This window comes from Xylanibacter ruminicola, from assembly GCF_900142525.1.
In the GTDB taxonomy this organism is placed as follows: domain Bacteria; phylum Bacteroidota; class Bacteroidia; order Bacteroidales; family Bacteroidaceae; genus Prevotella; species Prevotella ruminicola_A.
The window spans coordinates 238024-255243 of sequence record NZ_FRBD01000002.1; the positions used below are offsets into that span (position 1 = coordinate 238024).

Consider the following 17220-nt stretch of genomic DNA (forward strand, 5'->3'; position numbering starts at 1 on the left):
AATACAGCAAAGATCTTTATGGTTGCAGGTATGACAACATGTTTGCTTGCTTGTAGCACATCACGCGAATCAAAGGAGGATAAGATTGGTGAACTGCCAGCTAATCCGTTTGTTACTCATATGTATACAGCCGACCCTTCGGCACATGTATGGAAGGATGGTAGATTGTATGTCTATCCATCGCATGACGTTAATCCGCCACGTGGTTGCGACTTGATGGATCAGTATCATGTCTTTTCAACCGATGATATGGTCAACTGGAAAGACCATGGCGAGATACTGAACTCTTCCCAAGTATCGTGGGGGCGACCTGAAGGAGGTTTTATGTGGGCTCCTGATTGTGCCTACAAGAATGGAAAGTATTACTTCTATTTCCCACATCCTAGTGGTAGTAACTGGAATGATACATGGCAGGTAGGTGTAGCAGTAAGTGATAAACCGGATTCGGGATTTGAGCCTGTAGGTTATATCAAGGAGATTACCGAACACTTTGCAATGATCGATCCTTGTGTGTTTGTTGATACTGATGGTACTCCTTATTTCTATTATGGTGGCGGTGGTCGCTGTATGGGTGCTAAAATGAAGGATGATATGATAGAGTTGGCAGAGCCATTGAGAGATATGGAAGGCTTGACCGACTTTCATGAAGCCACATGGGTTCATAAACGTGGTGAGTGGTATTATCTAACCTATGCTGATAATCATACGGAAAATGGACGCGGTGCAAACCGTATGCATTATGCCATGAGCAAGTCGCCATTAGGTCCATGGGATTATAAAGGAATACTGTTGCTGCCAACGGGATGTGACACTACCCATGGCTCTATCGTAGAATATAAGGGAGAGTGGTTCTTGTTTTATCATAACCAGGCACTTTCCAATCATGGCAACTTGCGTTCAATTTGCGTAGATCGCTTGTACTATAACGATAATGGTACAATCAAACTTGTTAAACAGCATTAATGTGATTTAGATCCCGCTATATTATTATGTTAGTAAAGTTAGTAGTTTTTTTGATGTTTTTCTGTGTCTCTTCTGCGAGAGCAGCGGAGTATAGGGGCGGTAAGATGTATAACTCTTATCGTGGGTTAGTTATGGCCGGATATCAGGGGTGGCAAAACACCCCTGATGACGGCGCTAACCGGGGGTGGCATCACTATCAAGGACGGAATGGCTTCCGTCCGGGTTCCACCAATGTGGATTTCTGGCCTGATGTGTCGGAATACGAAAAGACTTATCCCTCACCGTTCAAATTCGAAGATGGTTCTGTAGCTCGACTATATTCTCCTTATGATGCATCTTCTGTTGATACCCATTTCCGATGGATGCAGGAGTATGGTCTTGATGGTGTGTTCATGCAGCGTTTTGTGGCTGAGATTCGTAACAAAAGTGGGAAGCATCATTTTAATCGTGTATTAGCCTCGGCTATGACCGCCGCCAATAAGTATGACCGCGCTATCTGTATCATGTATGATCTTAGTGGTATGAATCCTGGTGAGGAACTATTATTGCTCAGCGACATTAAGGAACTATCTGAAGAGCATTCTTTGAAGGAACATTCCAAGAATCCTTCATATCTCTATCACAATGGTCGCCCTTTGGTGGCTGTATGGGGAGTCGGTTTTAATGACCATCGAAAATATGGAATTGATGAGGCTCAGACGATTATCAATGGACTGAAGAAACTTGGATTTAGTATCATGCTTGGTGTGCCTACTCATTGGCGCCGCCTATGTGAAGATACTGAGAATGATTCCCGTCTTCATGACTTGATTCAACAGTGCGATGTTGTCATGCCGTGGTTTGTTGGGCGTTACGATGAGACAGCCTATAACCTCAGGTACCGTCAACATATACTTGATGACCTTAGTTGGGCTAAAACCCATGGGGTGGATTACGCCCCTCTTTGTTATCCTGGCTTTTCATGGCATAACATGCATTATCCACAGAAGCCTGCTGTTGAGATACCCCGAAATAAAGGACGCTTCTTCCAGCTACAGCTAGATAATGCTATTCAGAGTGGAGCAGAAATGATTTATGTAGCCATGTTCGACGAGATTGATGAAGGTACTGCTATCTATAAAATAGCCAGCCGTGTACCTGTTGGTTGTCCAGGCTCTGAGTTTGTGGCATTGGAGGAGGGTATAGACAACGACCATTATCTGCGTTTGGCAGGCGAAGCCTCAAAGAAGTTGAAACATGAAACAATGGTTCGTCAGAAGGAACCTGTTGACTATGTAAACCCTTACATAGGTAATATTAGTCACATGCTTGTCCCTACGTTTCCAACGATTCATCTGCCAAACAGTATGCTAAGGGTGTATCCCTCGCGTGCCGACTATACTTCAGAATATGTCACAGGTTTGCCAATTATTGTGACCAATCATCGTGAACAATCTGCATTTAATCTGTTGCCGCAGTCTGGTAGTGATTTGTCATTAACCAAGAATTATACCTATGATAATGAGACGATACGCCCATACGAATTTTATATTACTCTCGATGATCAGATAAAAGCCCATTTTGCGGTTAGTCATCAATCGGCTTTGTATGAGTTAGACTTTACTGCTGCCGATACTCCCAATATTATCCTCTCAACTAATGATGGCGAAGTTAGTGCTGTAGGGAACGTCATAAAGGGATGGCAACGAGTAGGTGGACGTGTAAGTAACAATACAAGGGTATATATTTATCTGGAATCGCAGGAACATCCCAAGCAATCTTTTATCCTTCCTTCGAAGGCTAAAACGAGTGGTGTGGCACTATCTTATCCTAGAGGTACTCAGAAAGTACATTTGCGTTACGGCATATCTTTTATTAGTGAGGAACAGGCCAAAGCAAATCTTTATCGTGAGATTACTGACTATGATATTAGTCGTATAGCGGCTGATGGCCGGATGATATGGAATGGAACACTGAATCATATCAATGTGAATAGTGATGACGAGAATAACCTTGCTGTATTCTATACCTCTTATTATCGTACATTCGAACGTCCGGTTTGTATGAGCGAAGATGGCCGTTATTGGAGCCCTTTCGATGGAAAAGTTCATGAAGATTACGGCACACCATTCTACAATGACGATTGGATATGGGATACCTATAGGGCTGCTCATCCTTTACGCACATTGTTAGATCAGACCAAGGAGGAACATATCCTTAATTCCTTCCTGTTGATGGCCGAGCAGATGGGAACGGAATGGTTACCTACCTTTCCTGAATTGAATGGTGACTCCCGACGTATGAATTCTAATCACGGAATACCATCAATGGCCGATGCACTGGCTAAGGGGTTGAAGGTAGATATACAGAAGGTTTTCCGTTATTCGCAAAAAGCATTGGAAGAAAAAACGCTTGCACCATGGTCGGGCGCAAAGGCTGGTTGGATTGATCATTTCTATAAGGAACATGGTTATATTCCTGCTTTGAATCCTAATGAACCCGAAATTGATCCCAATGTGAATGGATGGGAGAAACGTCAGCCAGTAGCTGTCACCCTAGGTACAAGCTATGATGCATTTGCACTCTCCAAAATTGCCAAACATATTGCTGATCATTCGAAAAAGAAGGAAAAGCAACGATGGATGGAAATTGCAGAAAGGTATGCAACCCAGAGCTTGAATTATCAGAAGCTATATAACCCCAAGACGGGTTTCTTCCATCCCAAGAATAAGGAGGGCGAGTTTATTACGCCTTTCGACTATCGTTACGACGGAGGCCCAGGAGCACGTCAGTATTATGATGAGAATAATGGCTGGATTTATCGTTGGGATGTGCCTCATAATGTGGAAGACCTTGTTAGGTTGATGGGTGGACGCGAACAGTTTGTAAAGAATCTGAACCAGACATTTGCAGAACCTCTTGGTAAGAGCAAACCGGAATTCTACGCCATGTTCCCCGACCACACTGGGAATATTGGTATGTTCTCGATGGCAAATGAACCTTCATTCCATATTCCTTATTTGTATAATTACGCAGGACAGCCTTGGATGACTCAGAAACGTATCCGTCAGTGTCTGCGTACTTGGTATCGTAACGACTTGATGGGTGTTCCTGGCGATGAGGATGGTGGTGGTATGACTGCTTTTGTCGTATTCTCGTCAGTAGGACTCTATCCTGTCACTCCTGGACTTCCTGTTTATAACATCGGTTCTCCTCTCTTCCCTTCTGCCATTCTCTCTTTGTCGAATGGCAAAGTATTTGAGGTTCGTGCCCACAGGGCCTCCGTACAGAATAAATATATTCAGAGTGCTATGTTCAATGGTCAGCCATGGGATAAACCCTGGATCAGTCACGAGCAGGTTATGCAGGGTGGAATACTTGAACTACAGATGGGACCAGAACCAAATAAGTCATGGGGAACCTCATTAGATGCTGCTCCTCCATCAGCTCAATTTATTGAATAAGTATGAGAAGGTTTGTTATAGTTGTATTGGTACAGTTATTGTTAGCAGGCTTTGCAACAGCCAAGTGTAAAAATGACCGAAATGGAATTAAAGTTTATCATCGAGGCTATTATGTTGATATATCGTTCCTGAACGATAGTGTTATACATGTCACAAAATCGCCCGATGTGCAATACAAGTCCGATAGTCTTGTGGTTTTAGCGCAAGGCACTCCACTTTCTGTGTTCCAGTGTGAAGAGCGTAAGCAGCATCTGTTGATGACCACAAACAAGGTTGTTGTTGATTATCATCAGCGCTCAGGTAATATAAGAATAAGTCGGTTGGATGGTCAGCTTCTTATCACCGAGCAATCGGCTAGTTTTACTCCGCGTAAGGACGGACCGTTTGATTCTTATACTATCCAACAATCATTCACGTTGTCGCCAAATGAGCGGATTTATGGATTGGGGCAGATACAAAATGGACTTCTGAATCAGCGTGGTCAGCACATAAGGTTAGTGAATGAGAATATGAAAATCTGTATCCCGATGTTTCTGTCGTCAAAAGGGTATGCACTGTATTGGGAAAACTATTCTCCTACCGATTTCGACGATGATACACGTGCTACCTCGTTCACCTCAATCGGGCGTGCCATCGACTATTATGTGCTTGTGGGCAATGATGTTGCATCTGCCCAGCGTGCACTTTTCGACCTGACGGGTCATGTGTCTATGCCTGCTCTTTGGAATCTCGGTGTGTGGCAGAGTAGGGAACGTTATACCAGCAGCCGTGAGTTGCTTGATGCTCTGAAACGCTTACGTAGTCTTCGTGTTCCTGTCGATGGCATCGTACAGGATTGGCAGTACTGGGGCGACAATCAGCATTGGAATGCACAACAATTCCTAAACCCTGCCTTTTCTAACTATCAGCAGATGATAGACTCAATACATGCCCTTCATGCCAAATTGCTGGTCTCTGTGTGGCCCGACTATGGTCCTGCTACAGAACAGTATCAGCATCTGCAGTCCTTAGGAAAGCTGTTACCAGGAAAGTCGTTCCCTAATGATGTGGAGTCACGTGTCTATGATGCTTTCGATAGCTATGCTCGTAGTTATTATTGGCATCATATCTACGAGGGGTTGTTGCGCCATGGGGTTGATGCGTTGTGGTTGGACTCTACCGAACCGGATTATGCGGGCAGTGAGGCCGATATGAACTTTGTGACTGGTGCAGGACGTACATGGCGGTCGTTACGTAACGCCTTTCCTTTGGCAACGGTATTGGGGGTATATCATCATCATCGTCAAACCCCATCACTAGCTCATAAGCGGGTTAGCATGCTTACCCGTTCTGCTTTTGCAGGTATGCAGCGTACAGGCGCCTTCGTGTGGAGTGGTGATATTGATGCCTCGTGGCAGACATTGGCTCATCAAATTCCTGCAGCCTTGAATGCATCTATCAGTGGCTTCCCACTCTGGAATAGTGATACGGGCGGATTCTGGGTCCGTGATTTTGAGGGGGGATGTCAGAATCCGGCTTATCGTCGTCTCTTTGCGCGTTGGACACAGTTTTCCACCTTTACTCCGATGCTGCGTTTCCATGGCACGAATACACCACGCGAGATCTGGAACTATGGTACCGAAGGCGATGCCGAGGGTACCTATGATAATATCCTACGATACATCCGGTTGCGTTATCGCCTTCTGCCTTGGCTTTATTCCCAGGTGCATCAGCTAAACACGAAAGGCGAGTTGTTAATGGGTGCCTTGCCTCTTTACTTCCCGCATGATAGCCAGGCAGCAGAGATCATTGACGAATATCTGTTCGGACAAAGCTTCCTCGTTGCGCCCATGCTATCTGATAAGGCAGATGGCCGGCAGGTTTATCTCCCTTCAGGGAATGATTGGGTGGATTTTTGGACAGGTGAGACATTGAAAGGCGGACAATGGCTGTATAAACAGGCGCCTTATCACGTCATCCCGCTTTATGTCAAAGCTGGCTCCATCATGCCGTGGGGACCAGATGTGCAGTATGCCACCGAGAAGAAGTGGGATGATATGGAGATCAGAGTCTATCCCGGGGCTGATGGTGATTTTACACTCTATGAAGATGCCTTCGACGGCTATGGCTATGAGCAGAGTCAGTCTTCCGAGATCCGCTTCCATTGGGACGACCAGGCAAAACAGCTCACGATAGGTGAACGTAACGGGGCGTATCCGGGTATGATACAGCAGCGCACCTTCCGTGTTGTGGTGGTAACTCCGGAACAGCCTTTAGCCGATGGGCGTGCCATGACCGGTAGTCAGATGGTTACATATGATGGCAGGCGCACAACTGTTGATATGTCGGGAAAACAAGTGGCATGCCGTCAGATGGCTGCTAATCCCTTCATCACGCATATCTATACGGCTGACCCGTCAGCTCATGTCTGGGCTGATGGCCGCTTATATGTTTATGCCTCACATGATATCTACCCTGCGCGCGGATGTGATCTGATGGATGCTTATCATGTGTTCTCAACAGATGATATGGTACATTGGATTGACCATGGTGAGATATTGCGTCAAAGCCAGGTGCCTTGGGGACGTAAGGAGGGAGGATGGATGTGGGCACCCGACTGTGCCTATAAGAATGGGAAATACTATTTCTATTTTCCACACCCCAGCGAAACCGAGACCTTTCATAGCTGGAAGATTGGCGTGGCTGTTAGTGACAAACCTGCCAGCGGGTTTAAGGTCGTGGGCTATATCAAGGGGGCGCCTTCTGCCATTGATCCTTGTGTGTTCGTTGATGACGACGGCCAGGCCTATATCTATAACGGCGGTGGAACGGGACCGGATTGCTATGGGGGAAAGTTAAAGGATAATATGGTGGAACTGGATGGGGAGATGAGTCCAATGAAGGGGATAGTCGATTTTCATGAAGCACCTTATGTACATAAATACAATGGCTGGTATTACCTTACTTATGCTGATAACTATGTGGAGAATGGTGTACAGAGAAACCGTTTACGTTATTGCATGAGTCACTCACCCCTTGGTCCATGGGAGTATAAAGGGGTGTATTTGGAACCCACAGACTGTGATACTTCTCATGGCTCTGTGGTAGAGTTCAAAGGGCAATGGTATGCGTTCTATCATTGTTGCACACTGTCCCATCAGGGTAATCTGCGCAGTATTTGTGCCGATCGCCTCTTCTATCATGACGATGGTACAATAGCAACTGTTGTTCAAGGAAAAAGAGAAACAAAACGAATTAAGTAATAGGCATCATTCGAAATGAAATATCTGAAACTGTTATCAGCAGTGCTGCTATTTGCGCTGCCGGCAAAATCACAGAAACTGGTTTATCATCACACCTTTGCACCTACTGAAGGGTGGGTGAACAGGTATGAGAAACCTTATAGGGACGACATCTGTTTGAATGGCTACTGGGATTTTCAACCTGTTGACCTGCCAGCGGGGTTCGTACATGGTAAAGGCGAAGCACCGGCTTTGCCCATGCCACAGCAGAATGCCTGGGAGACCACAAGAATCAAGATACCCTCTCCATGGAACATCAATGATTTTGCCTATAGCGATTTGGAAGGACCTGACCATCGTAATTACCCTTCCTATCCATCAACGTGGAATCAGGTAAAGATGGCATGGATGCGTAAAGTGGTAGAGGTGCCATCCAACTGGCAGTCCAAACTGATTACACTACATTTCGAGGCTGTTGCTGGAGAAACGGTTGTGTTGGTGAATGGTAAGGAGGTAGGAAGGAATTTTGATTTGTTCTTGCCATTCGACCTTGATGTGACTGACATTGTTGAACCTGGTCAGCAGGCAGAGATCCTTGTTGGGGTACGTAGTCAGTGGTTGTTTGAGGATGAATCGACTGTCGGACGACGTATCATTCCTGCAGGTTCGATGTGGGGCAATGTCATCAATGGCATCTGGCAGGATGTATATCTGGTGGCTACCCCCAAGGTGCTAGTGAAAGATATCTTTGCAAAACCTCTTCTCTCAAAAGGGCTGTTGGAGTTGGAGGTAACTCTGGAGAATCATACCTCAAAGCGTGCGAAGATAGAACTGTCCGGACAGGTGCGTGAATGGCTGAACCATGCGGGGACGGATGTGGATAATGCCCCTGTTCCCAATTGGAGCCTTGGACAAGAAACGTTGACATGTGCGTCAGTGGCTGTCGTCGATGCCAACAGTCAAACAACTCAGACAATCCAGATACCTGTGGATGATGGAACGCTGCGGTCCTGGACACCGGAACAGCCCAATTTATATGCGCTTTTACTCACAATGAAACAAGGAAAACAGCTGCTTGATATAAAATATCTGCGGTTTGGTTGGCGTGAGTGGACATTTGATGGTATGCAGTTATGCCTGAATGGCCGGCCTTATTCTTTGAAAAGCGACTCTTGGCATTTCATGGGCGTACCTCAGCTCACCCGTCGCTATGCGTGGGCCTGGTATACAGCTATTAAAGGAATGAATGGCAATGCCGTCCGACTACATGCACAGGTCTATCCCCGTCTGTATATGGAGATGGCCGACGAAATGGGAATCTGTGTGCTTGACGAAACGGCAAATTGGGCCAGTGATGGCGGCCCAAAGTTGGACTCGGAGTTATTCTTTGAGCATTCTCGTGATCATCTGCGACGTTTCATCCAGAGAGATAGAAACTATCCCAGTGTATTCGGATGGAGTATTTCAAACGAAAATAAACCTGTTATTCTCTATGTGTTTAAACGTCCGGATTTGCTGCAGAGGCAGAAAAAAGAATGGGGCGTGTGGCGCGATATGGTTCGTGAGATAGATCCCACTCGTCCATGGATATCGTCTGATGGAGAAGACGATGGTGATGGTATGTTACCTGTTACAGTAGGCCATTATGGCGATAATAATGCCATGAAGAATTGGCGTAATATTGGTAAGCCATGGGGAATCGGAGAAACGGGCATGTGCTATTATGGAACTCCTGAACAGGTGGCAAAATGTAATGGCCAGAAGGCTTTTGAAAGTGCTGAAGGTCGTATGGAGGGCTTGGCTACCGAATGTTATCATCTGATAAAAGATATGCGTATGATGGGAGCCTCCTATAGTACTGTGTTTAATATGGTATGGTACGCTTTGAAACCTTTATCTTTAGGTAAACGGGATGTCTCTACTTCGCCAACTTTGGCCGATGGCGTTTTCTTTGGCCCATACGTTGAAGGGATGCCAGGTGTTCAGCCTGAACGTATAGGACCCTACAGTACAACTCTTAATCCTGGCTATGATCCCAATCTGCCCCTCTACGATACTTGGCCACTCTATGATGCTATACGTGCCGCCAATGCAGATCCTGTGAGTGCATGGTCTACCTATGCCACTGTTGATACAATGGCTTATGTACATCACAAGTCAGTCCCAGTTAAATCATCTTTGGAAGTGTACTTTATTGGTGATTCTGATAGTTATCTTAAACAGATACTGGATGCTCAAGGAGTTATTTATGCCCATAATCCTAAAAATGCTCTCGTCGTTATTGATGCTAGTAAACCAACGTCAATTAGTAACTTGAAGAAGATGAAGCAGGCTAATGCTATATGGCTTTGGGGAATCACTCCTGAAACTGTTGGTTGTTTCCAAGACATTCTGTCTTCACCAGATGGCCATGCTCTATCTCTCCAGTTCGATAGGTTAACGCGATCTTCTTTCCTTCCAGCGAACCATTCATGGATGTCGGGATTACAAAACGCCGATTTCTATTTTTGTGAGGTTCAAAAGACCGATGCTTCACAGTATACCATGAAGGGCGATTTCGTAAACGAGGGCGAGATACTACTGAATGCCTGTAGAACTGATTGGCGGAGCTGGAATCTGCGTCCGGAAGAACTAAAAACTGCAGGCTTGTTGCGGTCAGAGAATGAGTGTACTGCATCACTGCCAGTATTTGTTAAGAATGATAATGTATATGTGAGTACGCTTACAAATTTCACAAACACTACAAAAGGTTTCAATACATTGTCTGTAATTCTTTGCAATGCTGGGGTGAAAATGGTAAAGCAGCAGTTGAAGATGAAGAACGAAAACATTCAGCCCCAAAACAATAGCTTGTTCCTTGATCCATCGGTTGATACATCGAAGAAAACTACTCAACTCATGTAGCAAAACAAGTTGTTTTGGTATGAGTGATGGCTAGAAAAGGAGAGTGATGCTTAAGCTATAAGCATCACTCTCCTATCTTTTTCGTAATCAGAGTGTTAGGTGTAAAAGTGATGCTTTGTCACTTTTCGCACCTAAAAAATTACATGTATCCTAACCAACGAAGAATATCGTTGAGGTTGGCAAATACCATGAGGAGTATCAGCAAGCCGAAACCAACGTATTCGGCGCGTATCATAAATGTCTCTGATGGTTTGCGACGAGTAATCATCTCGTAGAACAGGAACAACACGTGGCCACCGTCAAGAGCTGGGATAGGCAGAATGTTCATGAATGCGAGGATAATGCTGAGGAATGCGGTCATCTTCCAGAACAGATACCAATCCCATACAGGTGGGAAGAGGCTTCCAATAGCTCCGAAACCACCGATAGATTTTGCACCGTCGGCAGTGAATACATACTTCATATCACCCACATAACCCTTCAGCACGTTCAAGCCGTAGGCGATACCTGCGGGGAAGCTCTCAAAGAATCCGTATTCCTTGGTCACCGGCTCGTAAAGACCAGCAATGGTCTGAACAAAGAAACCGAGTTTCAGCTCTGGAGTAAGAGTAACGGCAAGAGTATCCTCACTTCTCACTCCACTCTCCACACTCCTCGAAACTACGATAGTAGCTGTACGAATCTTCAAACTATCTGCCTGACTCTTTGCATCGGTCATCATATCCTCGAGTACGCCGAGCTGGTCGGTAAACTCATTGTAGCTGTCAATAGGCTTGCCGTTGATGCCTACAATCTTGTCACCCTTCTGCAATCCAATCTTGGCGGCAGGCGAATCTGCCATCACGCTATCTACTACTGCGGGAATGAGTGGACGAACGAACGATGGCTCGGCCTTCAGCATCCCCAGCAGGTTGATGTCGCCTGGCAGTGAGATGCTCATCGCCTTGCCATCACGGATGATGTCGGCACGGGTAGCCTCGCTCAGGTCGCGATACATGTCGGCACTGAAGTCCTTGAACTCTCCTTTCTCGGTTCCTACCAGGATATCACCATCTTTGAATCCGTACTGCTTAGCCTCGGTGTTGAACTTCATACCCAGTGTCATGTTCTTGGTGGGGATATAGGTGTCGCCCCAGTAGAACAGAATCATAGAGTAGATGAACAGGGCCAACAGAAAGTTTACCAATACACCGCCAATCATCACCAATAGGCGCTGCCAAGCTGGTTTGCTACGGAACTCCCAAGGTTGTTCGGGCTGTTTCATCTGCTCGGTATCGAAACTCTCGTCGATCATTCCGGCAATCTTACAGTAACCACCCAGTGGCAACCAACCCACACCGTATTGTGTGTCGCTGTTCTTGGGCTTGAATTTAAACAAACTACCGTCCCACTTCCAGATGCTTGGGTCGAAGAACAGGTAGAACTTCTCTACGCGGATGCCAAAGAGCTTGGCAAAGAAGAAGTGGCCACCCTCATGGAGCAGCACCAGCAGGCCAATGGCCAGCATAAACTGTAATAATCTTATCAGGAATATATCCATTGTGTTTAATATATTATTGAACACGAAGATACGAAGGTACGAAGTTTTTTTCGCGTATAACCCCTTGTTTCTTCCTTTCTTCGTGTTCCATTATTTGTACATAAGTTCTGTAGCTATTCTGCGAGCCTCGGCATCGGTAGCGATGTAGGTCTCGTAGCTTGGATTCTTGTCGAAGGTGGCGCGCTGCATGGTCTCGGCGATGATATCGCCCATCTGCAGGAATCCGCACTTGTCCTCCAGGAATCCACGGTTTACTATCTCGTTGGCTGCATTCACGATACATGGCATGTTACCACCCCTGTCTAATGCCTCATAAGCCATGGCCAGGCAGCGGAATTTATTCAGATCGGGCTCGAAGAAGTCCAGATGCTGTGCCTTGAACAGGTCGAGGCGCTCACCACTCAGATGCAGACGCTGTGGGAATGTGAATGCATACTGGATAGGCAGACGCATATCGGGCACACCAAGCTGGGCTTTTACGCTTCCATCCTGGAATTGAACGGCACTGTGAACAATACTCTGTGGGTGAACCAATACCTGAATCTGCTTGGCGTCGACGCCGAACAACCATTTGGCCTCAATCACCTCGAAGCCCTTGTTCATCATCGAAGCTGAGTCGATGGTAATCTTGGCGCCCATATCCCATGTTGGGTGGCGCAGGGCGTCGGCCTTGGTCACGTGGGCAATCTCTTCCATCGACTTCAAGCGGAATGGACCGCCGCTGGCTGTCAGCAGAATCTTTTCGATTGGATTCTGATCCTCACCTACCAGACTCTGGAAGATGGCTGAGTGTTCGCTATCAACAGGCAGGATGGGGGTGTGATACTGCTGAGCCAATTGTAGAATCAGCTCGCCAGCTACAACCAGCGTCTCCTTATTGGCCAGACAAATAGTCTTTCCTGCCTTGATAGCGTGGATGGTGGGGTTCAATCCTGCGAATCCAACCATGGCTGTCAGCACCATGTTGATGGGGCCTGCTTCTACTATCTCGTTCAGTGCCTGAGCACCGGCATACACCTTCACATCGGGCATGTCGCTCATCAGACTCTTCAACTCGTCGTAACGAGCCTCGTTGGCTATCACAATGGCGGCGGGCTTAAACTTATGAGCCTGCTCGGCCAGCAGTTCTACCTTATTATTAGCTGTCAGGCAGTAGACCTCGTAAAGGTCTGAATGTTCCTCGATAACTTCGAGTGCCTGAGTTCCTATCGACCCCGTAGAGCCGAGAATCGCTATTTGTTTCTTCATAACTCTAAAATGCCTTCCGGCAGATTAATGAATAATTGTTGTTTTTTTGTATCTACGTTAGTAATCAACTCTTCTGATGCAGGAATCAGTTTGCCGTCTTCCAGTTCGAAGAGGATGTTGATTGTAGAATCATCGACAGAGGCGATGCGGCCGGCACTTTTACCAGAGTTCGCATCTATCAGCTCGAAACCTACGATAGCTGCCCATGATAACTGGTCCTCATCATTCTCTGCCATATCTCGGGGAAAGTATACCTCGCATCCTGTCAGTTCTCGGGCACGTTCCTGCGTGTCGATACCTTCAAACTTCATCAACGCATTGTCATCGGTCTTGAAGCGGTATTCCTCTATAAAGAACGGTACGAGTATGCCATCGATGTCGAGTATCAGATAGTCGGCATCAGTACGATCAAACACATCGTCGTCGAAGAGAAAACTAATCTCTCCCTTTACACCGTGCGCTTTGCCCAGCTTACCTATCTTATATACTTTTTCAGTCCTAATCATATCTCTAGCTTCTCCCCTCTAGTTTCTGGTTATTTTCGCACCGAGGGCGTTCAGACGGGCTTCGATATCCTCGTAGCCACGGTCTATCTGTTCGATATTGTCGATACGACTGATACCATTTGCACTCATGGCTGCTATCAGCAGGGCGATACCGGCACGGATGTCAGGACTCGACATGCGTCCGCCTCTCAGCGTTATCTTACGGTCGTGACCTACTACCACGGCACGGTGTGGATCGCAAAGGATAATCTGTGCACCCATATCTATCAGTTTATCTACGAAGAACAGGCGACTCTCGAACATCTTCTGGTGGAATAGCACTGAGCCGCGAGCCTGTGTAGCTACTACTATCAGCACACTCAGTAGGTCTGGTGTCAGGCCTGGCCAAGGTGCATCGGCCAGTGTCATGATGGTACCGTCGATAAACGACTGTATCTCATAATGTTTCTGTCGTGGAACCCACAGGTCGTCACCTTCTACCTTGATCTTTACGCCCAGTCGGCGGAAAGCATCGGGGATGATACCCAGATTCTCTATGCTGACGTTCTTGATACGGATACCATCGCCGCACATGGCTGCCATGCCGATAAACGATCCCACCTCAATCATGTCAGGCAGAATCTGGTGATCGGTGCCGTGCAGGCTGTTAACGCCTTCGATGGTCAGCAGGTTTGATGCGATACCACTGATATGTGCACCCATGTTGTTCAGCATCTTACACAGTTGCTGTAGATAGGGCTCACATGCGGCATTATAGATTGTTGTGGTGCCTTTGGCAAAAACTGCTGCCATGATGATGTTGGCAGTTCCGGTAACCGATGCTTCGTCGAGCAACATATATGTTCCCTTCAACTTCTTTGCTGAAATCTCGTATACGTCGCGACCTTCTACGCGGTTGAATGTCGCACCTAGTTTCTCAAAACCAAGAAAGTGGGTGTCCAGTCTTCTGCGACCAATCTTGTCGCCGCCAGGTTTGGTGATGATGGCCTTACCCATTCGGGCCAGTAACGGACCGATCATCAATACGCTACCTCTCAGGGCTGCACATTTCTGTACAAACTCATCGCTCTCCAGATAGTCGAGATTCAGCTCATCGGCTTGGAACGAATAGGTATGTTCCTCCTTCTTTGCTACTTTCACACCTATATCACGCAGCAGCTGGATGAGGTTGTTTACATCGCGGATATTCGGAATATTGCGAATGATGACCTCTTCCTCTGTCAACAAAGAGGCACAGATAACCTGCAGAGCTTCGTTCTTTGCGCCCTGTGGTGTGATGGTTCCTTGCAGCAGATGGCCGCCTTCTATGATAAATGATGCCATAGTGGTTACTTCTTTTTCTTACCCTTCTTCTCTTCGTTAACGGTAACCTTATCGAACTTAAATGTGTTCAAGTCAATCTGGATTGCGCCATCGGTAAAGCGAGCCAGATCGTCGGCTATGCGCTCGTCATCCATGTATCCATGTCCGTATTGAGCCAAGTCGCGCTTCATCTGGTTGGCAGTATATCTCACCAGAGTGTCACGCTCCTCTCCGTCAGGCATAGCCTTCAGCTTTTCAAACAGTTCTTCTATCAGTCTGCCGTAGTGGCGCAGTCTTACACCATCCTTTGGCAGATTCATAGGTTTGGGCTTCGACATGATGCTGTCGGCCTCGCTGATGTTGTAAGGCCAGTCTATCTCAAGTTCTCTGTGGCTCATCAGATACAGATGGTTCCAGAGAGTCTGCTCAAAGTCATCGTTTTCTCTCAGTTGTGGGTTCTTAGTCTCCATCAGCTTGATGATAGTCTGTGCGCAGTTCAACCTTTCTTCTTTTGTGGGCAGCTCGCAGGCTATCTCTATCATCTTCTGGATCTCACGTCCATACTCCGACATCACAAGCTTCTCTCGCTGAGTGTTGTAATCTAATCCTTTAATATCCATAATCATAATAGTTTCTTGGGAAGTTTTGCCACAAAGTCCTTCAGATAGTATGGCACGAAGTAGGCCACATCCTCTGTCTGATTGTTAAGCAATCGTTTTTCAGCCAACGGCTGCATCCATTTAGCCAATGGTTCGATGCCCTCAATCAGGTGGGCATTGGGGTGATTGATGGTCTCCATACATTTCTTGGCGCCGTTGCCGAAGAAGTATACGGGGCGCTTGTCGAGATACTCTTTGTATGTCTCTTCGGTCACGATGTCGGCACCAATCTCGCGGACTGGCTTCAGTGCACGGTCGTAGATACCGGCATATACCTCCATTCGGCGTGCGTCGAGCATCGGACAGAGTAGGGCGTCCTCCTCAGGGATCTCTCTTAGCAGTACGGGTACGCAGAGCAGTTCCAAGGTAGGAACAGCTATCAGTTTCAGATTTCTGCCATAGCAGATGCCTTTAGCCATCGAAACACCGATGCGCAGCCCAGTATATGAACCAGGACCGCAGCTTACTGCTACAGCATCAAATGGGATGGCATGATTATCGGTAAATGATAGAGCCTCGTCAACCATCGTGCCCAGGCTCTCTGCGTGGTTTGGTCCGCTGTGATCCTCCTGTTGGAAGATAACATGTGAATCCTCTGAAACAGCAACGGAACAAACATCCGTACTGGTTTCAATATGTAATATCGTCGACATACTTTAACTTAAACCTATATTAATAAAGTGCAAAGGTACGCATTTTTTTGCAAACGGCAATCGTTTTATTACAAATTAACGTTGGAAGGGATATGGAAGGGAGTAGCAAGGGAGATGGAAGGGAGATGGAAAACTAGTCACACTAGTTATGCTAGTTATGCTAGTTCTATATAATATATAATAAGGTGAATCTATTTTTGTGATTGATGATTATCAAGAGCAGCATAAAAAATGCATGAAAAATGAAAATTTCTTGGGAAAAGTTTTGGTAGTTCAAAAAAAAGCCGTACCTTTGCACCCGCAAATCAGGAACACCACCTGACAAGCAACAAAAAGAAAGAGTTCTTTGAAAGATTTACATAGACAGAAGTAGTACAAGAAGCGAGAGCAGAAATGCTCTTGGGTAATTGAACAAACCGTTTAATTTCTTGAATTTGGATAGTCGTTCTGAGACAGATATACTAGTCGTGCTAGCTATGCTAGTAATGCTAGAAACAAAACAAATTTTTTACAGTGAAGAGTTTGATCCTGGCTCAGGATGAACGCTAGCTACAGGCTTAACACATGCAAGTCGAGGGGCAGCATATTGGTAGCTTGCTACTAATGATGGCGACCGGCGCACGGGTGAGTAACGCGTATCCAACCTTCCCTATACTAGAGGATAGCCCGGCGAAAGTCGGATTAATACTCTATGTTATTCAATGCGGACATCTAAGTTGAATCAAAGATTTATCGGTATAGGATGGGGATGCGTCTGATTAGGTTGTTGGCGGGGTAACGG

10 protein-coding genes and 1 rRNA gene are annotated in these 17220 nt (G+C 46.4%); 5 read left to right on the forward strand and 6 right to left on the reverse strand.

Annotation, left to right across the window (positions count from 1 at the left end; genetic code table 11):
- Window positions 1-30: 30 nt before the first annotated feature.
- From BUB86_RS02110 to BUB86_RS02125, 4 genes are all read left to right on the forward strand, one after another.
- Entirely contained in the window at window positions 31-963 is a 933-nt protein-coding gene (locus BUB86_RS02110) for a family 43 glycosylhydrolase (protein ID WP_254795068.1), read from the forward strand.
- A gap of 1244 nt (window positions 964-2207) precedes the next feature.
- On the forward strand, window positions 2208-4406 hold the full coding sequence (locus BUB86_RS02115; protein ID WP_073204641.1) for a GH92 family glycosyl hydrolase: 2199 nt from the start codon (window positions 2208-2210) through the stop codon (window positions 4404-4406).
- Window positions 4407-4408: 2 nt separating this feature from the next.
- Window positions 4409-7648 carry a TIM-barrel domain-containing protein gene (locus BUB86_RS02120; RefSeq protein ID WP_073204566.1) on the forward strand — a complete coding sequence of 1080 codons (3240 nt, stop codon included), beginning with the start codon at window positions 4409-4411 and terminating at the stop codon, window positions 7646-7648.
- 15 nt (window positions 7649-7663) lie between these two features.
- Entirely contained in the window at window positions 7664-10531 is a 2868-nt protein-coding gene (locus BUB86_RS02125) for a glycoside hydrolase family 2 protein (RefSeq protein ID WP_073204568.1), read from the forward strand.
- 139 nt (window positions 10532-10670) lie between these two features.
- Here the strand turns inward: BUB86_RS02125 and rseP are convergent, their stop codons facing one another.
- From rseP to tsaB, 6 genes are all read right to left on the reverse strand, one after another.
- Entirely contained in the window at window positions 10671-12071 is a 1401-nt protein-coding gene (gene rseP, locus BUB86_RS02130) for an RIP metalloprotease RseP (protein ID WP_073204571.1), read from the reverse strand.
- Window positions 12072-12161: 90 nt separating this feature from the next.
- Window positions 12162-13319, reverse strand: a complete 1158-nt coding sequence (locus tag BUB86_RS02135; RefSeq protein WP_073204574.1) for a 1-deoxy-D-xylulose-5-phosphate reductoisomerase — start codon at window positions 13317-13319, stop codon at window positions 12162-12164.
- Window positions 13316-13825, reverse strand: a complete 510-nt coding sequence (rimM, locus tag BUB86_RS02140; RefSeq protein ID WP_073204577.1) for a ribosome maturation factor RimM — start codon at window positions 13823-13825, stop codon at window positions 13316-13318. The genes BUB86_RS02135 and rimM overlap by 4 nt, the downstream gene beginning before the upstream one ends.
- Window positions 13826-13843: 18 nt before the next feature.
- Window positions 13844-15148: a UDP-N-acetylglucosamine 1-carboxyvinyltransferase gene (gene murA / locus BUB86_RS02145; protein ID WP_073204580.1), complete on the reverse strand. Its 1305-nt coding sequence runs from the start codon at window positions 15146-15148 to the stop codon at window positions 13844-13846.
- Window positions 15149-15153: 5 nt separating this feature from the next.
- On the reverse strand, window positions 15154-15747 hold the full coding sequence (locus BUB86_RS02150; protein WP_073204645.1) for a DUF4290 domain-containing protein: 594 nt from the start codon (window positions 15745-15747) through the stop codon (window positions 15154-15156).
- A 2-nt stretch (window positions 15748-15749) separates the two neighbouring features.
- Window positions 15750-16439 (reverse strand): tRNA (adenosine(37)-N6)-threonylcarbamoyltransferase complex dimerization subunit type 1 TsaB, encoded by a 690-nt coding sequence (gene tsaB, locus BUB86_RS02155; protein WP_073204583.1) that lies wholly within the window; start codon window positions 16437-16439, stop codon window positions 15750-15752.
- Between the two features lie 510 nt (window positions 16440-16949).
- Between tsaB and BUB86_RS02160 the strand changes: the two genes are divergently transcribed.
- Window positions 16950-17220, forward strand: a 16S ribosomal RNA gene (locus tag BUB86_RS02160); the annotation flags it as partial.